The organism is Lysinibacillus sp. NPDC097195, from assembly GCF_044762075.1.
Classification (GTDB): Bacteria; Bacillota; Bacilli; order Bacillales_A; family Planococcaceae; genus Lysinibacillus.
On the sequence record NZ_JBIWDP010000003.1, the window covers coordinates 113,326 to 134,396 of the forward strand.

Consider the following 21,071-nt stretch of genomic DNA (forward strand, 5'->3'; position numbering starts at 1 on the left):
ATTCATTTTAACAGAATACTATTAATATTATGAATATGATTATATTAAAAAATGAATTACTTCGCTATATATTCCAAAAATTTTCTTTTCCATACTCCTATTTTCTACGCTATACCCATTGTGCATGATGGCAAAAAAGAACCTAGACAAAAGAAAAAGTGCTAGATTGACTGCACTCAATCTAACACTTTAATGGCTATACAATTATGATTCTTCGCTTTAGGAGTGCCTGTTCTTTTTACGTACAGAGCAGGAAACTCATTTTTGCTACTAACAACTATTGTACGTTGCTCATTTTTTCATTATTGCACAAACGAATAATCAGCTAACATACCTGTCCTTCTTTTTGCACATTTTATTATGAAATTGCTTTTGTTTGCAATTTAATTTTTAATTTTTCTAACATATCGATAGTCATTTTCGCTAAGTCATATTCAGCTTTAAAGCCCCACTCATTTTTAGCTGCATCGACGTTAATTGAATTTGGCCAACTATCCGCAATTGCCTGACGCACAGGATCTACCTTATAATCCATACGGAAATGCGGCAAATGTTTTGTAATTTCAGCGGCAATTTGAGATGGCTCAAAACTCATCGCTGTAATATTGAATGCATTGCGGTGAATTAACTTGCTACTATCAGCTTCCATTAAATCTACAATCGCTTGCAATGCATCCGGCATATACATCATATCCATATACGTTCCTTCTTGAATATATGATGTATACTTCCCTTGTTCAATCGCTTCATAAAAGATTTCAACCGCATAGTCTGTCGTACCACCACCCGGAGGCGTTACATAAGAAATTAAGCCTGGAAAGCGAACCCCACGTGTATCGACACCAAAACGATTAAAATAATAATCACATAATAACTCACCCGCTACTTTGTTCACTCCATACATTGTTGTTGGGCGCTGTAATGTATCTTGTGGTGTATTATCTTTAGGTGTTGATGGACCGAATGCACCGATTGAACTTGGCGTGAAGAATTGTAACTTCAAGTCACGCGACACTTCTAATGCATTCATTAGACCACCCATATTTAAATTCCAAGCAAGTAATGGATTTCTTTCTGCTGTCGCAGATAATAAGGCTGCTAAATGCATCATTGTATCTGCACCAAAGTCTTTTGCTAAATCATGCATTCTTTGTCCATCCGTCACGTCCAGTACTTCGAATGGCCCCTTTGTATGTTCAAGCTTTCGTATATCTGTAGCTAAGACATTGTCCTCTCCATAAATACTACGAAGTTTTTCTATTAGCTCAGAGCCGATTTGACCAAGAGCACCTGTAACCATAATCTTTTCCATTTCCCCAAACCTCCACATATGAACAATTGTACTTCTGAGAAGAACAATATTTTACTCTAAAACACTGATTTAATAACATTTCCGATGCATTTCATTATAAAGTGTTCATATTCAAAATACAACAACAATATGTGCAACCTCCGAAAAAAGAATAAACAATCCCTTGTAATTAGTATATGTTTTGCTTCTTTCATGTTCTGTGACAAAAACTAAAAATACATTTGTGCTTTCCATAAATACAAATATCTATTTTTTTACAAATAAAAAGAGCTTCTTCACACTTACTGTGAAGAGGCTCATTCCATTAAATCGAAAATCGTTTAACAGCTATTTGTAATACTTTTGAAACTTTTCGTAAATCTTTTATATAATCATGAATTTGTTGCTGGGCATTGCGTTGATCTGTTGTTAACTTTGCTACATGCTTTGTTGAAGCAGCATTTGTATCGGAAAGTGAAGTTAACATCATAGCATCTTCATTTACCTTCTTCGTATGCTCAGCGATTTCTTGGACCGTTGCCGAAACCTCCACGATATATGGTTGCATAGTTGATACTTTTTCTACTATTCGATTAAAACTTGTGGCAGTGTCTGTTGTTACATCGACACCTTTTTGTGTCGCACTTAACACGCCTTCCATCATCTGTACGGCATAATGAGAATCCTTGTGGATATTTTGCACAATGGCAGTAATCGTTTGTGTCGAATGAACCGTTTGTTCAGCTAGCTTCCGCACCTCATTGGCAACAACTGCAAAACCTTGACCATGCACACCGGCTCTTGCCGCTTCAATGGACGCATTCAACGCAAGCAAATTGGTTTGTGCCGTTATTTTTTCGATCACTTCAACCATCTGGTCAATTGTTGCAGCTCTCTCTACTAAGTTAAAAATGGCTGCGTTCGATTTTTCTACTGCTCGCTTGATTGCTTGAATTTGCGTTAAATTCGCATGTACAATTTCCGTACCACTTTCCGCTTCACTCGCTGTGTCTTGCGCAAAGCTCTCAACAAGTCGAACCTTTTCTAAAATAATTTGTACACCATATAGCACTTCTTCTAACGAGGCTGAGTTGGACGCTAATTTTGTAGTAGACGTGGAAGTCAACTCCGCAATATTTTTTACGTCCTTGGCAATTTTAACAGTCGTTGTCGACGTATGCTCCGACGATTGCTGTAACTTTTCCGTCATGCCTTCTACCTCTTGTGCACTATTTGTAACCGTATGTAGTAATTGCTTCACTTCAGTTGCCATCTGATTATATGACAACACAACTTCTCCGAGCTCATCATGCGCTACGTAGCTCGCGTTTGCTGTAAAATCTCCCTGTTCCGCACGTTTTAATAATGATTTTAGTTGACCCGTTGGAACATTCACAGCCTTCGTTGCTATAAAACCGATGAAAATAACTAATAACACCACGAACGTACAAACACTTCCTAATAACCAATAACCGAATTGCACATCCTTTTGGTAAGCTTGTTGCTGTTCTTCAGCTCTTTGAACTAAATAGCTCTGAGTCTCTTCCAATATTGCATGACTTTGTTGGCTTACTGGTAAGTAGGACAGCTCATAAAAACGCTGACGATCTTGTGCTTTTAACTGCTGATAGTTTTCAATTAAGTCTTTGTGCTGTGCTAATATCGTATTATATTTCTTTAGCTGATGAGTCATTTTTTTATCGATCGCTAATTTTTCCAAATGCCCTAAAGGTTGTTCAATATTTTTTAAAATAACAATGATGTCTTGATAATCGCCGCCTGCATCCACTAACAAATCCAACTGTCGTTGCGCTTCTTCTAGTTGATTTAGCCAACGAATCGGTACAAGGCCCTCGGCATAACTTTCACTAGCACGCCATGACATTTTTCGTAAATAATCTACACTAAAAATACCGAGCAAAATATTTGATAGTATACATACAATCATCAGGACAAGTAGTTTATCCTTTACCTTAATATAACGAAAAAAATGCATCATCTTCGGCTCCTTCTCCAACGCTTCCCATTAATCATAGTATGGAGATATAAAGCTAGTATTATATTTTTGTAAAATTTTATAAAATAGAGCAAATTTTAATTTTCAGCTTTTCAGGAACCTCCCATATTTCCTATCGTCCCCTATTAATAGCTAGTTTTACCATAAATATAAAAGGGGGTATAACTGTTGCTATTAAAAAGGATTGATAGTAGTTTAACCATTAGCCTACTGTTGCTAGGTACAATTAGCTGTCTCTTCGTACACTCTAGCAGTATTGTTTTTTCTCAATATTCTAATTTATTCATTATAAAGCAATTTATCTATTACAGTCTGGGCTTTTTCATCATGTACGTCGTCGCAACGCTAGATATTGAACAGTTAAAAAAGATTGGCTGGCCTTTTTATTGGTTTATGGTAGCTCTCACATTTGGTTTATTTTTTGCGCCAGAAAGCATTGCGCGCACGATAAATGAAGCCAAATCGTGGTATCAAGTGCCACTTTTAGGATCATTTCAACCTTCAGAGTTTTTGAAATTTGCATTTTTAATTGTTATTAGTAAAGTCATCGTTGCCCACCAAGCCAAATATGAGCGACCATCCTTTTTTTCAGATATGCGCCTGCTATTGACGATTGCGCTAATCACGGTCCCACCAACACTCGCTGTTTATAAACAACCTGATACTGGCATGGTGATGCTATATATGGCGATGATTTTGCCGATGATTTTCTTTTCGGGCATTCAAAGAAAGTTACTCATCATCTTTACAGTCATCCCCGCTTCCATTGTCAGTGTAGTTGTTATTCTTTATGTAAGATTTAATGATTTTTTTACTGAAACACTTTTAAGTAGACTGTCAGGACACCAAGTTTCTCGCATTTATGGGTGGTTACAGCCTTATGAATATACGGATTCATCTTTTCAAACGAGACAAGGTTTTATGGCCATTGGTAGTGGAGAATTTACTGGGAAAGGCTATTTGCAAAATAATGTTTATGTCCCAGAAAAACATACAGACTTTATTTTTTCTGCCATTGCCGAAGAAGTAGGATTCATTGGCGGGGCTTTTGTCATTGCGCTATTATTTTTTGTTATTTATCGTATAGTCCTTATTACAGTAGAAGCTAAAGATCCTTTTATGACCCTTATGGGCGCAGGTATTTCCAGTTTATTAGCATTCCAAATAACCCAAAATATCGGTATGACGCTTGGACTTTTACCGGTAACTGGTGTCACATTGCCATTTTTAAGCTATGGCGGAAGTTCACTGCTATCAAATTTTATGTTAATGGGTATTGTTATGATTATTTACCAATCTTATAAAGGTTACATGTTTAAAGTAGGGGACTAACAAAAGGCAAGTAGAGACAAGTACATATCCTTCTCTACTTGCTAAGTTAAAGGGGGATTAATTCGTTAAAAATTTCTTCAAGCTGGCATTATATTGGTCAATAAATAACTTTGCTTCATGATTAGGCAATTGTAAAGCAGCTAAAGCGGCACCACCCACCGGTAAGCTATAAGCTCCCATGAAGTTATACCGATTACTATGCTTTTTATCAATAGCGACTAATTTTTCACTAAATAGCTTCAACTCATGAAAAACGCCTCCAGCCAGCACCACGTTAACTTGCTCTGCTAAAGGATTTTTTTTGTAACAAGCTTCAATACTTTGATAAAAAACATGACATATTTGATTAATAATGGTATTGGCTTCTTCATCTCCTCGTTTAGCGCATTCGATGGCTATCTTACTGAGAGGAGAGATTGTATCCCTTGGGTGCCTTTCACCATATACAACTTCAATTATTTGCGGAACAGCTTGCACTTGAAAATAGTCTAATACCGCCGCTGTTAGTAGCGTTTCAGGGCCTCTGTTATCAAATGCTTTAAACACCGCCTTTAATGTCCGAATTCCAATATCATAGCCACTGCCCTCATCATCAAAAATATAACCCCATCCTGCTGTACGCTCCATTCTTCCAGAAGCATCTATACTAAGGGTAATCGCACCTGTACCAGCAATTTGTACAATGCCTGGCTGACCGAATGTTCCTGCATACAGAGCATTCAAGCCATCATTCGATAGTGATAGTTGACAGCCTTTAGGTAAAAGTGAGGTTAATAATGCATGCGTCATTATCTCATTATTGTTTTCTGTTACTCCAGATAGTCCCGCATGGCACTTTGTAATGTCTTGAAATTCGTGCAATCGTTGTCTTTTCAAGTCATTTATTAGTTCTGTTATTGTCTCTGTAAATTGCTCTAAGCTCATCGCTGTCGGATTACTTTTACCTGTTTCTGCTAGCGCGATTATATGGCCACAATCAGTTGAGATGGTGGCAATTGTTTTTGTTCCACCACCGTCTATTGCTAAAACATACAAGTGCCTTCACCTCTAACCAATTTTTATGGTAGAAACAATTTCTCCTACTTCAACTCCTGCATCATTACGTACAACTGAAGGTGATAAGGCTTTAATACGTTCAATTGTTTCTTGATTTGTATACTGAATTTGCTCCAATATAGAAGCAATGACATTGGGCCACGGACTTTCGGAGCCATTCATGATTTTCAAGGCAAAACTTAGTCCTTCGTTCCTTAGAGCAAAACAATATACACCCTGTGCTCCACCTTTCGCCACAATATTAGGGTCCTTTAATAATGCTGTACAAATGAAGTTTTGTGAGGCAATAATTTGATTCTCCTCGTTCATTACACTCGTAAGCCGGATGACTGCTTCACGAATTTGTTGATCTTCTATTAATTCTGGTCGCGCTAGCTTTAAATAGGCGATGGCCATATTTTTTAGCGGGATCGCAAAGACGGGCGCACCACAGCCATCCATTCCTGTACGAATTTTATCCACATCATATTCACTTAAATACGCAATATATTTTTTAATCATTTGCTGCAATGGATGATCCGGATGGCAATAGTGCTTGACATCATAGCCATTGGCTAAGCAGGCAGCTAAAAAACCTAAATGCTTGCCCGCACAATTATGAAAGAGTTTACGTTTTTCAAAGCCCTGCTGGATATACTGTATTTTAGGTTCTTCATTTAATGGATAGGATGCTGCACATATTAAGTCCTGTTCAGTAACCGGTATTTTTTCCAACAAAGAGATCAATGCCTCTTGATGATAACTTTCGCCTCTTTGTGAAGCTAAAAATAATGCACTTTCACGTGTAGTAATGCCATACTTATCTATAAAATCGGTCATAAAAATAGGGATGGCTTGAAAAGGTTTTGCTGCAGAGCGGAAATACACAGGCTCAAAATCTTGACCTACTGAGACAAATTCTTCCTTCGTTAAATCCACAGCACTCAATTGTCCATAATGCACATTTTCCATTAATCCCGAACGATATTCTTTTAAAAATTGAGAGTAAGCCATGTATCAATCAACCTTTCCTTAAACAGACAATAACTGCTTTTGTGCTTGTAATGCTGCCCCTTTCACAACCCCTTCTTTTAATTGATTTGAAAATTGCAAATCAAAAGGTTGTAATTCTTTCCATATATACTGCTGGCATTTTTCGCGAAGTAGTTGTTGAAATGTACTATTGTGCTCAATCATTTCTCCACTTACGATGACAGCCTCCGGTTCATATAAACAAACGAGATTATTAATAGCGATTGCTAGAAAAGTAGCGACATCCTGCTGTATATCAACGGCCCATTGCTCGCCTTGATTTACACAATGCAAGAGCTCTTCTATGGATTGAATAGTAAGATTTTTGGGTGTTCTGTTCAACAATGAAGCTTCAGAAACATACATGGATAAGCAACCTCTTTTACCACAGTGACACATTGCACCAAAGGGATTAATCGTTATATGGCTTATTTCCCCTGCTTTATTTTGTATGCCGCGATAGACCTCTCCATTTAATAATATAGATGCCCCTATCCCTGTACCAATTCCGACTAAAATACAATTTGAATACAATGGCGTATAAATATCACCAATTTCAGCATTGATTTGCATTTTCAATTCATTATCTACGATGACTTCACAACCAAAAACTCCATTTAAATCTTCTCGGATGTGGCAGTTTTCCCACTTCAATTGCTCTGAGGAAACGATTATTCCTTCCTCGTTATTAATTACCCCTGGTATACCTATCCCAATACCTAGTAATTTATCCTGAGCAATGTGATATTCTGTCATAATATTATTGATAGACTGTTTCAGTAAATGAATTGCTTCTTCATATCGATGTCTGATGCTACATTTTACTTCCTGAAAGGCAATCAGCTTCCCTAAGAAATCCAATATACCTATACGGATAGTGAGACAATCAAGCTCGATCCCAATCGTATATAAAGCATCTTCGCGCATATGAATTAGCGTAGGTCGTCTACCAATCGCAGTTTCTTCCGATATCCCTTCAAGAACAAAGCCTTCCGCTTCTAGTTCCTGCACGATACGGGTAATGGTCGTAGGGCTCATTTTTGTATATTTTGATAATTGAATTCTTGAAATAGGCGCCATCTGTCTTATTGCGTCAAGCACAATATATTTATTCTGCTTGCGCATCTGCACTTGATCTTGCTTTTTCAAATTTGAATCAACCCCTATTTAAACTTTTCTATGAATCGTACAGCTTCTTCAATGTCATTTTCGGGATTTGATTTCACTTCACGTTCAATAGTTAAATAGCCATTGTATCCGATTTCATGCAAAGCTGAAAAATAAAGCTCGAAATTGACATCTCCTTGGCCTAATGGAAGTTCTCTGAAAAACTCTCCATTTTCCACCATTTCTCCTATTTTATCATGAGATGTTCCAGAATCGTATCCTAAGTACCCATACACATCTTTTGGGTTCGTAGGCTGCAGTTGAATACCATCTTTGACATGTGTATGTACAATATAATTTTGTAAAAGCTTTACGCCAGCTATAGGGTCATCATTTGTTACCATCACCATATTGGCAGGGTCAAAATTAACTGATACACCATTAGTTGATAGTTTATCTAAAAATCCTTTTAATGTTTTACTCGTTTCAGGACCTGTTTCAATTGCAAAGTAAGCGTCTAATGACTTAGCAAATTGGCCTAATTCCTCACAGGCTTCCAGCATCGTTTGATAGATTGGGTCATGTTCATCTTCCGGAATAATACCAATGTGGGTTGTCACGATTGATGTTCCAAGATCCTTTGCTAATTGCAGTATTTCTTTCGATTTTTTTATTTTCCAAGCATTTTCTGTTTGATCTTGAAAGCCATGCCCGCCTAAATCGCCGCATAATGCAGAGATTTCTAGACCTAACGCTTCAATGTACTGCTTCAATTCTGTTCTTTGTGCAGTATTTAAATTATCTGGGTCCAACTCACCTGAAACTGCATATATTTGCACGCCTTGCGCCCCGATTTCTTTCGCCTTTACTAAACCTTGACGAATAGGCAAACGAAAGCTGTCTACGATGACACCAATTTTATTGTCCAATTTCACCATCTTAATAAACCACTTCCTTTCCTTCAGTTGCAGAAATATAAATACCTTCTAAGATTTTCATAATTTCTACCCCATCCTCAACTGGTGCCACTGAATCATACTGATGAAGGCAACAATCAACAAATGCATCAATTTCATTTTGGAAGGCCCTCGCAAAATCAAAAGTTAAATCGTTAATTTGAGGGTGAATATTTAAAATCGTATTATGTTCTTCGCTGACAATTTTTAATTCTGGCTCTAGCTCTGCTCCACCGTTCGTGCCATATAGTTTAATACTGATTTCATCTTTCATGGCATGTAATGTATAAGAAACGTCCACCATTAGCGACGCGCCATTGTCAAATGTAATAAGCGCATTTGCTAAGTCTTCTACTGTATTTTTAGTAGCATCATAGTCTGCTGCCTTATAAAAGGATAAATTTTCAACATGGTTTCGATTTCCCAATTGATTGTAAGTATGACCTGTTATCCTTTTCACCTTTGGTCTACCCATCAAATACCAGCAGATATCAATGACATGTACACCTAAATCAATTAAAGGTCCACCACCAGACTTGTCGATTTCTGCAAACCAACCTCCTGGATTTCCTAATCTTCTTAGACAGGACGCTTTCGCATAATAAATATCACCTAGTTTGTTATCGTCGATAAAGCTTTTCAGAACTTTCGTATTGGTTGCAAAGCGTCTTACATAGCCCACTTGAAATACTTTCTGATGCTTTTCGGCAACTTTTTGAATGTTTAAAGCTTCCGCATAAGTCATCGATAAAGGCTTTTCAATTAGTACATGTAAGTCATTTTCCAATGCAAGAATGGCCAATTCGGCATGCGTATTATTCCATGTACAAATACTGACAGCATCAATATTTTGGTCTGCAAATAGCTCTTCTTTCGAAGAAAAAACATGGCTTGCTCCAAATTGAGCTGCCTTTGCTTTCCCGCGCTCAATGGAGGCATCATACACCCCATATAACTCGACCGCCGGATTATTCATATAGGAACCTAAATGATAGTCGGAAATAGACCCTGTACCGATTACACAAACTTTTAATTTATTCATGTGCTTTCCTCCTTTAGAGCTGGCATTCGTCCCATAAACGACGTACATTATCCATCCCTATTTTTGAACCAACTTGGCAATCTTCCATGCCTTCGAATTCCACCACAATATAACCATCGTAGCCACTGCCTTTTACGAGCTTAATAATTTCTCGAATATTCAGATCACCATGGCCGACAATTGCTCCTCTAATGTAATTGTTATGCACTGTACGGAACCATTCGCCATCACCCGGATTTTCATAATAAGGACGAATATAAAAATCTTTGAAATGCACTGTAGCTGCATAAGGAAGGTTTTTCATCACACCAATTAAAGGTTGTTCATCAATGCATAAAAAATTTCCGATATCTAAAGTTGTTCTAAAGTTGTCTCTGTTTACCGCATGGATTAATTGTTGTACACGATCACTCGTTTGCACATTAAAGCCGTGATTTTCAATTGTTGTCGTAATATTAAATTGCTTTGCGTAATCAGCAATCAACTGACAGCCTCTAACCATTGCTTCAAAATGTTCATTGTAATAATGAATGGTTGTCTGCTCCTTTGGTAACGTAAAAAGCGTAACGTCATGGCGCATAATATTGATGCCCATATGATGCACGACATCAACATGCTTTTTTAGGCGCTCCACTTCTTCTAGAAAAGCTTCCTCTGTATCGTGAATAAAGTTCGCTGGTAATGAATAGCCAGATAGCTCTAAACCTAGCGCTGCTGCTTTTTCTTTAATTTGTGTAGCAAGTTCATAGTTATCTACAACCGTAAATTCATAGGGCACTAATTCAACATGCTGACCTCCGTTGTCCGCCACCCATTGCAAAACATCCAGAACATTCATTTCGCCCTGCCTCATTTTTTTGACCATACTGTATGTGCTTAATCCGATTTTCATTTTGGACCACCCTCTCTATTAGTGAACAAAGTGACATGCAACACTTTGCTCTTCATTAATTTTTTTCATTTCCGGAATAGCCTGCTTACATATATCTGATGCCATGGGACACCTTGTGTGGAAGGTGCAACCACTCGGCGGGTTTTTTGGATTCGGAATATCACCAGTTAAAACCATTTTCTTTTTCCGTAATGTTGGATCTGCGATCGGTACAGAAGCAATAAGCGCTTGTGTATAAGGGTGCTTTGGGTTATTAAATATTGTTTCTTTGCGCCCAATTTCTACAATGGACCCTAAATACATAACCCCTATATAGTGGCTTATATGTTCGACAACACTTAAATCGTGAGAAATAAAAAGATACGATATTTTATATTCTTGCTGCAATTTTTTTAATAAATTCAAAATTTGAGATTGTATAGATACATCCAACGCAGACACAGGCTCATCCGCAATAATTAGTTTTGGCTTTGTGATTAACGCGCGTGCAATACCTAAACGCTGTCTTTGTCCACCACTGAACTCATGAGCATAGCGATCAGCATGTTCAGCGTTTAAGCCAACGACTTCAAGCATTTCGAGAACAAGTTTTTCACGTTCGGCTTTAGACAGTTTTGTATGAATTTCTAAAGGCTCACCAACAAGCTCCTTTACTTTCATTCTTGGATTTAATGAGGCATATGGATCTTGAAAAATCATTTGAACAGTTTGCCTTAAATGCTTTAAATCAGATTGCTTTGCAGTCGCTACTTCTTTCCCGTCCACGACAATACTTCCATTGGTCGGCGCTATTAATCTAGTGATTAATCTACCAGTTGTGGATTTTCCACAACCACTTTCCCCAACTAGACTAAATGTTGTCCCTTCCTCTATTTCAAAAGAAACATCGATGACCGCGTTGACATATTGCTTTTGTTGAAATAAACCACCTGCAATTTGAAAGCTTTTCTTTAAATTCTCCACTTTTAAAATACTGTTAGGCATTTACTTTCACATCCTTTGTCGCATATAGCCAACAGCTACATTGTCGTGTAGCTGAAATTTTCACCGTCGGCGGACTCTCCTCATGGCATATAGACATCGCTTGATTACAGCGCGGGGCAAATTTACAACCAATCGGCATATTTTGTGGGGATGGCACTTGACCATTGATAGAATCTAATATTTCTTTGTGCTCACCGATTTTCGGTACAGATGCAATTAACCCTTGTGTATAAGGGTGCTTTGGGCTCGCAAATAACTCAAAGACATCTGCTTCCTCTACCACTTGCCCTGCATACATAACAACGACCCTATCGCACATTTCAGCTACAACACCTAAATCATGTGTAATTAATAAAATAGCTGTTTCATTTTCTTCTTTAAGCTGTTTCATTAGCTCCAAAATTTGTGCTTGTATCGTGACATCAAGCGCAGTGGTTGGTTCATCTGCAATAAGTAAATTAGGATGGCATGCCATCGCCATTGCTATCATGACACGCTGGCGCATTCCTCCTGATAACTGATGCGGATATTCATAAATGATTTCTTCGGCTCTGCCGATGCCCACATTTTTCAACATTTGGACGGCATGATGCCTACTTTCATTCTTCGGTAGCTTCAAATGCATCTCAATTGCTTCCATTAACTGTTTGCCCACTTTTAAGACAGGATTTAAAGAGGTCATTGGCTCTTGAAAAATCATCGCCATTTGCTTGCCACGAATCTTTCGGATTTCTGATTCGGGCATTTGCGTTAAGTCCTGTCCATTAAAATGGATAGAGCCGTTGACGATTTTGCCTGTCGTACCATGGAATAATTGCATAATAGATAAAGAGGTTAAGCTTTTCCCACTACCAGATTCACCTACTAAGCCCAAAATCTCCCCTTTACGGATGGCAAAATTAACACCTCTTAAAATCTTGATTTCCTTTTTATCACGCGTAAAGGACGTTTCTAAGTCAGTTACGCGCAAGACATGTTCTGACATAGGCATTCTCCTTAATTATTTTTTATTTTTGGATCTAATACATCTCGTAATCCATCACCGATTAAGTTAAATGCTAGTACGGTTAAAAATATGGCAATGCCCGGCATGATGACTACATGTGAGGATGTTCCTAAATAGTCACGTCCGCTACTTAGCATTACCCCCCATTCAGGCATTTCAGGGCTGGCACCTAAGCCTAGGAAACTTAAACCTGAAGCTGCTAAAATAGCTGTTCCTATACGCATTGTGACAAAAATAATTAATTCACTCATCGTTTCAGGGAAAATATGTTTCCACAGCACTCTAACATGCGAAGCCCCCATGGATTGTGCTGCCTCTACGTAGACATTCTCTTTCGCATTTAATGTTGCGCCTCTTACTAAACGAGCAAAAGAAGGTACACTAAAGATCATCACAGCAATAATGACATTATTAATGCCAGGACCCAATACGGCTACAATGGCAATGGCTAATAATAGATCAGGGAATGAAAATAATACATCACAGCTACGCATGATGATTTTGTCAATCCATCCACCAAAGTAACCACTAATTAAACCTAAAATCGTTCCTAGTATTAAGCCTAAAAATACGGCACTAAAACTGACCATCAAAGATATTTTCGCTCCGACTATTAAACGGCTAAAAATATCTCGACCATACTCGTCCGTTCCTGCCAAATGACTAGCACTTGGTCCTTCTAATAAAGCATCATAATTCGGTTCAAAAGGATCGTACGGCGCGATATAAGGACCAATAAAAGCGATTACAATTAACAATCCAATAAAGATACTTGCTAACAATGCAGCCTTTTGTTTTTTAAAAGACTTCCAAAATTCTTTAAAAGGAGAGTATTTTCTTTGTGTAGTTTGCACTTGGCTATTTTGCACAGTAGTTGGTGAAGTCATTTTGTTCCCTCCTTTAAGAATCTAATTGAATTTTTGGATTTAACACTGTATACAGCACATCGACAACTAAGTTCACTAAAATAAATTCAAATGCAAATAACAGCAGTGCTGACTGAATAACAGGATAATCTCGGAAGGCGATTGAATCGATAAGAAGTCGTCCCATTCCTGGAAAACTAAAAACTGTCTCCACGACTACAGAGCCTCCCAATAGAAAGCCAAATTGTAAACCTGCAACCGTTACTACCGAAATCAAGGAATTTCTTAAAGCATGTGTCACAATAACGGAGCGTTCTTTTAATCCCTTTGCTCTTCCTGTTCGTATATAATCTGCTTGTAACGTTTCCAGCATGGAAGAACGAGTAAACCTAGCGATCATTGACATAATGCCCGCCCCTAATGTCAAGGAAGGTAAAATATAGCTAGTAAAGCCATCTAATCCACCTGTCGGTAATAGCCCTAGTTGTACTGAAAATAATTGAATTAATAAAAGTCCTAGCCAAAATCCCGGAATCGAAATGCCTGAAACAGCCGTTACCATGCCAAAATAATCAGGCCATTTATTTTTATTAATGGCTGAAAAAACACCAATTGCTAAACCCATTAATGTAGCCCAAAACATGGAAAGGAAAGTCAGTTGAAGAGAAGGCATAAACCTTGTTTTAAACATATCAATAACAGGTAGACCTGTAGTTAAAGATGTTCCAAGTTCTCCCGTTACAAGATTTTTCATATAATCCACGTATTGCTTTAAAATAGGTTTATCTAAACCCATTTCATGTCGTACATTTTCCACATCTTCTAGCGTGGCATCCTTACCAGCTACTAGTCGTGCAGGATCACCTGGTATGAAATGAATAAATAAGAACGTTAATATCGATATGACAATTAAAATTGGTATCATTTCAACAATTCTTCTCGCTATATATTTCCACATGTCGCCTTCCTCCTTTCTATTTTTATAGAAAAGGAATTGATGAGCATCAATCCCTTTTCCTTTTTCTGTGCATTACTCTATTTTTGCATTCTTGACATCAAGTCCACCTGTAGGGTTTACTAATACACCGCTGACATTTGAGCGCACACCATATACCACTTCATCTACTCCTAAGAAAATCCAAGGTGTATCTTGATAGACGATATCTTGTAATTTTCCATATAATTCAGCTTGGCGATCTACATCGGAAATGGAATTGGCTTCATCCATTAACTGATCTGCCTCCGCGTTATTATAGTAAGCTGTATTGGCCCCGTTTGGAGGGAATGATACGCTATGGAAAAGAGGCTTTGTTGCATTTGTAATATCCGATGCATACGCAGACCAACTCACATACCACATTTGTAATTTCGCATCATCTGGTGTTTGTGCACCATAGATTTCATCTGATAATGTGCCTTCTTCCATTGATTTGATATCTACTTTGACACCGATTTGCCCTAATTGTTGTTGAATAAACTGCATGCCTTTCATCGTATCTGAGTTGGTATTGCCCCAGATTTCAATATCAAAGCCATCAGGATAGCCAGCTTCAGCCAATAATTCTTTTGCCTTTTTAATGTTATGTTCATACATTTTTTGTTGCTTATAATAAACCGTTTTTGAAGGAATAATGGAGTCTAATGGTACACCTAGTCCCGCATTCACTACTTTTAAATAAGCATCTTTGTCCACCGCATAGTTAAAGGCTTGTCGCACTTTAATATCATTCAAAGGTTTTTTATAAGTATTTAATGAAACGTAATGTGCAATTGTAGAAGGAACCTTATTCACTTCTATATCTTTACTTTTAGAAAGTTCTTCAATATTTTGAGATGGCACTGGATAAATCACTTGTGCATCACCCGCTTTTAACATCGCCACGCGCGATCCGTTTTCTGATACTGGTTTATAGGTGATTTTAGCAACGCGTTCTCCCCCATCCCAATAGCCATCAAATTTTTCAATTGTTAAATGATCTCCTTGCACCCATTCCACAAATTTATATGGACCTGTGCCGACAGGGTTTTTAGGGATTTCTGCTGAGTTTTCTTTAATCATTTTTGGACTAATCATTTTAGCAACCCCGAAGCGAGTTATCATTGGTCCATATGGTTCTTTTAAAGTGACTTTAATTTCATAGTCACCTAGAATTTCAACATTACTAATTAAGCTAAAACCACGAGAATTTAAACGTAAACTTTCATCATTCATAATACGTTCAATGTTGACCTTTACAGCCTCCGCATTAAACTGCTCCCCGTCATGGAACGTAACCCCCTGACGAAGTTTGAACGTATAGACAAGCGCGTCTTCACTTATTGAATAATCATCTGCTAAAACTTTAATAATTTGTCCATCTGCATCGAAGCCTAACAACCCTTCTAGCATCGTCTCCTGCACAGAATTCGAATTGGTATCCCCTGTGTTATGTGGATCCATCGAAATAAAGTTTTCATTCACAGCGATAACAAGTTCATTTTTTGAACTAGCTGTGCCTGATTCTGCAGTAGACTTGTCTCCAGTATTTGATGCGTTAGAATTGTCTTTCTCTGCGCACGCCGCCAAAAGAAACGTACATAGAATTACAAAAACCAATTTTTTAACATAATTCATCTCATCTACCCCTTTGTAAAAATATATAAAAATATTTCTTATTTCTTAAATTAAGAAATATAATTACTAAAAGTGACTTATTTTCTCCACTGATGAAAATAAGTAGGCAAAAAATAAACTATACTTCTTCATTAGACAATTCAATTCAGGAAAGTCATTGCTTCCTCAACGATCACAATTGCTTTAAAATCAGAAAGTATAGTTCAAATTACAAGATGTGTTTATTCCACTGCTGAAAATAAGTAGGTAAAAAAATATTCTCTTACGGTTCATTATCAGAAAATTAATTATTTTTTAACAACTATAAACTATGAAAAACATTTTTTCCAGTATTTTTTAAAATAATTTCAGAATTTTAAGTTCATTCATATTGCAAGGAGCCACAATAAAAGTTCTAAAAGCCTTGAAGCCATGGCTTTTAGAACTTTGATGATTCATTATTTAAGCGTATTTAAACAATTTACAACCACGTTTCGTATACGGTCTAGATCTTCTTGTGCAATATTGAGCGGAGGTGATAACGTTAAAACGTTATTAAACCCTGCTACGGTCGCTCCATTTTTCCCAATAATAACACCTTGACCTTTACATGCCGCAATAACGGCGTTCACTTTTTCCACTGGTAAAGGTTCTTTCGTCACTTTATCTACAACTAATTCAATACCAATTAATAAGCCTTTTCCTCGCACATCGCCTACATTCGGATGATGCTGTAATTCTTGTTGCAACATTTTTAGTGTTGCAGCACCAATTTCCTTGGAACGATCAAATAATGCTTCTCGTTCAAGAATTTCAATATTTTTCAATGCCACTGCACACGCTACTGGTGAGCCACCAAATGTATTAACATGACGGAAATAACTGTATGCATCTGAGCCTGTAAACGCCTCATAAATTTCGCGTTTCACCGCCGTTGCAGACAGTGGTAAATAGGCACTTGTAATACCTTTAGCCATCGTAATAATATCCGGCTTGACACCATAATTCATAAATCCAAAGGGCTTACCTGTCCGACCAAAGCCACATATAACCTCATCGACAATCAATAAAGCTCCGTGTTTTTTACACACTTCCTCTATACCTTTTAAATAGTTTTCAGGAGGCATAATAACACCACCACCCGTAATAATAGGCTCTAAGATCATTGCGGCAATCGTATCGCTCATTTCCCATGTCATCATCTTATCGACAGCTTTAACACTCGCTAAATCTAATGGGGCGCATGTATCACTTTCATGTTCACGATATTGATCTGGTGGTGCTACATGAATAAACCCTGGTGATAGTGGTTCATATTTATATTTTCGTTCTGCCTGCCCAGTTGCGGCTAAAGCCCCAAAGGAGTTACCATGATACGCACGGTAACGAGAGACCACTTTATAGCGAGAACTTTGTCCTTTTTGCTGATGATATTGTCGAGCAATTTTAAATGCTGTTTCATTCGCTTCAGAGCCACTATTTGAAAAGAAAATAACATAATCACCGCCAAGTATTTGGTTAATCTTTTCTGCTAATTCAACGGCGGGCAAATGTCCTTGTGACAAAGGTGCATAGGCATTCTTCATCATTTGTTCATGCGCAACATCCGCTAATTCCTTCCGCCCGTAGCCGACGTTTACACACCACAAGCCTGCCATTGCATCTATATATTCATTCCCGTCCGTATCAATGATTTTTGCACCTTCCGATTTTTCTACCACATATGTGGCTTGTGGATTATAAGGTTTCATTGAATGCCAGACATACTGTTCATCCTTTTTTAATACGTCACTCTTCAGATTTGTGTGAACCATTTACAAGCACCCCTTTAATTGATATTGTGTTGCGTTGCAAAAATTTTTCTACTGCCCTTTCGTATCGCTATTACTTGGGAAAGCAAATGAGCTTGTTGTATCTTCCTCTTCATCCGGCCAACGTTCAGAAATCGTTTTCGCCTTGGTAAAGAAACGTGCTTGGTCTGGTCCAAACATATGCCCTTCACCAAATTTTGAACGCTTCCATCCGCCGAAGTTATGATAGCCAACAGGAATTGGAATAGGGACGTTTATACCAACCATTCCAACTTCAATTTCTTCTTGGAATTTACGCGCAGCACGTCCACTACTCGTAAACATCGTCACACCATTCCCAAGCTCGTGGTTATTAATGAGATCAATAGCTTCCTGCAATGACTCTACCCCTACGATAATGCGTGCAGGCCCAAACACTTCCTCTTTAAAAATCTTCATCTCCGGTGTGACTTGATTAAGTAAAGTAGGTCCTAAATAAAAACCTTTCGATGTTTCGCAAATACTCGGATTTCTTCCATCCGTTACTAAGTTGGCCCCCTCTGCTACCGCACCGTCTATATAGTGAATAATTGTATCTTTCGCTTGTTGCGTTATGACTGGTCCAAAATCAATATCTGCCTCTTGGAACGATCCTATTTTTAAATTCAATACTTTCTCTTTTAATATTTCCGTCAAGCGTTTTTCAGTATCTTTCCCTACTACTATCGCACCTGAAATAGCCATACAACGCTGTGAAGCCGCCCCATATGCTGCACCTAAAAAGGCATTAGCTGTTTGCTCAAGATTGGCATCCGGCATCACAATCATAAAGTTTTTCCCTCCACCAAATGCCGCTACACGCTTATTGTGCTTTGTCCCTGTGTGATAAATATATTCCGCTACAGGTGTCGAGCCAACAAATGAAATGGCTTGAATCTCTTTATTTTCAAGCAATTCGTTCACAGCTTCTTTATCGCCATTAATCACTGTCCAAATGCCATCCGGTAAGCCTGCCTCTTTCCATAATTCGCTTAGCAATAATGCGGCATGTGGTACGCGTTCCGATGGCTTTAAAATAACGGCATTGCCAACTGCAACAGCCATACTCGTTATGGCAAGTGGCACCATTACAGGGAAATTAAAAGGAGCGATTGTTGCAACAACGCCTAATGGTGCTTTAGCAGAAAAGGCATTAATGTCACCGCCAACATTTACTGAATATTCACCTTTCAATAACTGTGGTGCACTGATTGCCATATCTACAGATTCAATGCCCCGAGTAATTTCACCTTTGGCATCTTCTTTTGTTTTGCCACTTTCCTCACAGATCACTTGAATCAGCTCATCCTGCCGCTCCACTAATAGTTGGCGGAAACGATGCAATACTTCTATACGTTTACCTATCGATGTTTTTTTCCAAGCTGGGAAAGCTGTCTTTGCAAATTCAATAGCTTGCTTTACTTCCTCTCTTGAAGCTAATGGCACTTGTGCTAGAACCTCTCCAGTCGATGGGTTGTAGACATCTGAAAAACGACCGCTCGTTCCCGTTGCTTTATGGCCATTAATAAAATGTGATAGTACTTTCGTTTGTTGTTGAATTGTCATCTTCTCAACACTCCTTATTCCGTCTCATTATTTAAAATCAAATTGTCCTTTTGGAAGGAAGAACTTGCCTCTTCTATTAGGTTCGTAGTCTTGTTTCTTTGTGTTACTACATAGAGAATCATTACAATGGCTACGACCACACATGTAAATAAAATTTGAGAACGCATAGAGTCGATAAAGAACATCGCTATTAGTAGTGCAGTAGTAGCTAGTATCGTCAAATATGTTAAATATGGGAAGAGCCACATTTTCACTTTTAATAATGCTGGATTTTCTTTTTCTATCTTTTTGCGCATTCTCAATTGGGAGAATGAAATAATTAAATAAAGTATTAACGTTATTGCACTACAAGAGCTTAATAAAAACATAAACACTTTATCTGGCGAAATATAATTCATGATTACTGCAATATATGAGAAAAAAGTAGCTGCTAGAATTGCATTTACAGGAGAGCCCTTTTTATTTAGTTTTAAAAATGCTTTTGGTGCCTCCCCTTTTTCGGCTAAAGAGAAAACCATTCTTGATGTGGCATAGAGAGCCGAATTCAAACAAGATAAAACCGCTGTTAGTACAACAAAATTCATGATTTGTGCGGCCGCTGGAATGCCGATGTAATCTAAAACCGCTACATAAGGACTTGTTAAAATATCAGAGGAGTGCCACGGTAATAATGTAACGACTACCGTTATCGACCCTACATAGAAAAGTAATATACGCCATGTAATGGAATTTGTAGCCTTTGTTACAGCAGCCAACGGTTCATCCGATTCTCCAGCAGCAATGGCGACAATTTCAGTCCCCATAAAAGAAAAAATCACAATGACGACCCCCATAAGTACAGCGCCAAAGCCATTTGGTAAAAATCCACCTTCACCAATTAAATTGGCCGTTCCTATCGCATTGAAATTCGGAGCAATGCCGAAAATAATAAATGCCCCAAGTGCTAGGAAAGCAATAATACTAACAACCTTGATAAGAGAGAACCAGTATTCAAACTCACCAAATGCCTTTACTGATAGAACATTTGTTAAAGTGAGTGCAACCGTTAATAGTAGACTAAGCAGCCATAACGGAATCCCATCATACCAGTATTGGATAATTGCGGCGGCAGCAGTTGCTTCTAGGGCAATTGCGACAACCCAGAAAAACCAATATAACCAGCCAATCATAAAGCCTGCCCATGGACCAATCGCTTCATGTGCATAATGGGCAAATGACCCACTTGTTGGATTTACCGCTGCCATTTCACCAAGCATTCGCATAACAAGAACAACGATAATGCCAGCAAAAATATAAGACAGTATGGCACCAGGTCCAGCCAAGTTAATAACCGAACCGCTTCCCATAAAGAGGCCAGCGCCTATTACCCCTGCGATAGCAATCATCGTCATATGCCGTTTCTTTAAACCTTTCTGTAACTGCGTTTGTTGTTCCATACCTGTCACCCTTTCATCAAGATTGGATTGTTTCTTATAAAAAATCTTACATCTTCCAAAGAACTGAAGTAATAGACAAACTGTAAA

17 protein-coding genes are annotated in these 21,071 nt (G+C 38.1%); 1 reads left to right on the forward strand and 16 read right to left on the reverse strand.

From position 1 onward, the window contains the following. Nucleotides 1-358: 358 nt before the first annotated feature. Both ACIQXI_RS15850 and ACIQXI_RS15855 read right to left on the reverse strand, forming a co-directional pair. Nucleotides 359-1,312 carry an L-threonine 3-dehydrogenase gene (locus ACIQXI_RS15850; protein ID WP_402926757.1) on the reverse strand — a complete coding sequence of 318 codons (954 nt, stop codon included), beginning with the start codon at nt 1,310-1,312 and terminating at the stop codon, nt 359-361. Nucleotides 1,313-1,616: 304 nt separating this feature from the next. After that, on the reverse strand, nt 1,617-3,290 hold the full coding sequence (locus ACIQXI_RS15855) for a methyl-accepting chemotaxis protein (protein ID WP_402926760.1): 1,674 nt from the start codon (nt 3,288-3,290) through the stop codon (nt 1,617-1,619). 186 nt (nt 3,291-3,476) lie between these two features. Here ACIQXI_RS15855 and ACIQXI_RS15860 point away from each other — a divergent pair, with 186 nt between their 5' ends. Beyond that, nucleotides 3,477-4,640: an FtsW/RodA/SpoVE family cell cycle protein gene (locus ACIQXI_RS15860; protein ID WP_402926761.1), complete on the forward strand. Its 1,164-nt coding sequence runs from the start codon at nt 3,477-3,479 to the stop codon at nt 4,638-4,640. Between the two features lie 57 nt (nt 4,641-4,697). Here the strand turns inward: ACIQXI_RS15860 and ACIQXI_RS15865 are convergent, their stop codons facing one another. The 14 genes from ACIQXI_RS15865 to ACIQXI_RS15930 all read right to left on the reverse strand — a co-directional run bounded on the left by ACIQXI_RS15865 (nt 4,698) and on the right by ACIQXI_RS15930 (nt 20,984). Then, the gene (locus ACIQXI_RS15865; protein ID WP_402926763.1) at nt 4,698-5,675 is read right to left on the reverse strand and encodes an N-acetylglucosamine kinase; all 978 of its coding nucleotides are present in this window, start codon (nt 5,673-5,675) and stop codon (nt 4,698-4,700) included. A 12-nt stretch (nt 5,676-5,687) separates the two neighbouring features. Next, nucleotides 5,688-6,689: an asparaginase gene (locus ACIQXI_RS15870; protein WP_402926765.1), complete on the reverse strand. Its 1,002-nt coding sequence runs from the start codon at nt 6,687-6,689 to the stop codon at nt 5,688-5,690. Between the two features lie 18 nt (nt 6,690-6,707). Next, nucleotides 6,708-7,856, reverse strand: coding sequence for an ROK family transcriptional regulator (locus tag ACIQXI_RS15875; RefSeq protein WP_402926768.1), 1,149 nt, complete (start codon nt 7,854-7,856; stop codon nt 6,708-6,710). Between the two features lie 14 nt (nt 7,857-7,870). After that, complete coding sequence (locus ACIQXI_RS15880) at nt 7,871-8,752, reverse strand: sugar phosphate isomerase/epimerase family protein (protein WP_402926771.1); 882 nt, start codon at nt 8,750-8,752, stop codon at nt 7,871-7,873. A gap of 1 nt (nt 8,753) precedes the next feature. Then, nucleotides 8,754-9,812: a Gfo/Idh/MocA family protein gene (locus tag ACIQXI_RS15885; RefSeq protein WP_402926774.1), complete on the reverse strand. Its 1,059-nt coding sequence runs from the start codon at nt 9,810-9,812 to the stop codon at nt 8,754-8,756. 13 nt (nt 9,813-9,825) lie between these two features. Further along, a complete protein-coding gene (locus ACIQXI_RS15890; protein WP_402926777.1) occupies nt 9,826-10,704 on the reverse strand; it encodes a sugar phosphate isomerase/epimerase family protein in 879 nt (292 codons plus the stop codon). An 18-nt stretch (nt 10,705-10,722) separates the two neighbouring features. Next, nucleotides 10,723-11,688, reverse strand: a complete 966-nt coding sequence (locus tag ACIQXI_RS15895; protein WP_402926780.1) for an ABC transporter ATP-binding protein — start codon at nt 11,686-11,688, stop codon at nt 10,723-10,725. Beyond that, complete coding sequence (locus ACIQXI_RS15900) at nt 11,681-12,673, reverse strand: ABC transporter ATP-binding protein (RefSeq protein ID WP_402926783.1); 993 nt, start codon at nt 12,671-12,673, stop codon at nt 11,681-11,683. The genes ACIQXI_RS15895 and ACIQXI_RS15900 overlap by 8 nt, the downstream gene beginning before the upstream one ends. An 11-nt stretch (nt 12,674-12,684) precedes the next feature. Further along, nucleotides 12,685-13,581 (reverse strand): ABC transporter permease, encoded by an 897-nt coding sequence (locus tag ACIQXI_RS15905; protein ID WP_402926785.1) that lies wholly within the window; start codon nt 13,579-13,581, stop codon nt 12,685-12,687. Between the two features lie 13 nt (nt 13,582-13,594). After that, complete coding sequence (gene nikB, locus ACIQXI_RS15910; RefSeq protein ID WP_402926788.1) at nt 13,595-14,518, reverse strand: nickel ABC transporter permease; 924 nt, start codon at nt 14,516-14,518, stop codon at nt 13,595-13,597. 72 nt (nt 14,519-14,590) lie between these two features. Next, the gene (locus ACIQXI_RS15915) at nt 14,591-16,174 is read right to left on the reverse strand and encodes a glutathione ABC transporter substrate-binding protein (protein ID WP_402926790.1); all 1,584 of its coding nucleotides are present in this window, start codon (nt 16,172-16,174) and stop codon (nt 14,591-14,593) included. Between the two features lie 437 nt (nt 16,175-16,611). After that, nucleotides 16,612-17,967: an aspartate aminotransferase family protein gene (locus ACIQXI_RS15920; RefSeq protein ID WP_402926792.1), complete on the reverse strand. Its 1,356-nt coding sequence runs from the start codon at nt 17,965-17,967 to the stop codon at nt 16,612-16,614. A 48-nt stretch (nt 17,968-18,015) separates the two neighbouring features. After that, nucleotides 18,016-19,548, reverse strand: a complete 1,533-nt coding sequence (locus ACIQXI_RS15925; RefSeq protein ID WP_402926795.1) for a CoA-acylating methylmalonate-semialdehyde dehydrogenase — start codon at nt 19,546-19,548, stop codon at nt 18,016-18,018. Between the two features lie 14 nt (nt 19,549-19,562). Next, nucleotides 19,563-20,984 (reverse strand): amino acid permease, encoded by a 1,422-nt coding sequence (locus ACIQXI_RS15930; protein WP_402926796.1) that lies wholly within the window; start codon nt 20,982-20,984, stop codon nt 19,563-19,565. Between the last annotated feature and the right edge of the window lie 87 nt (nt 20,985-21,071).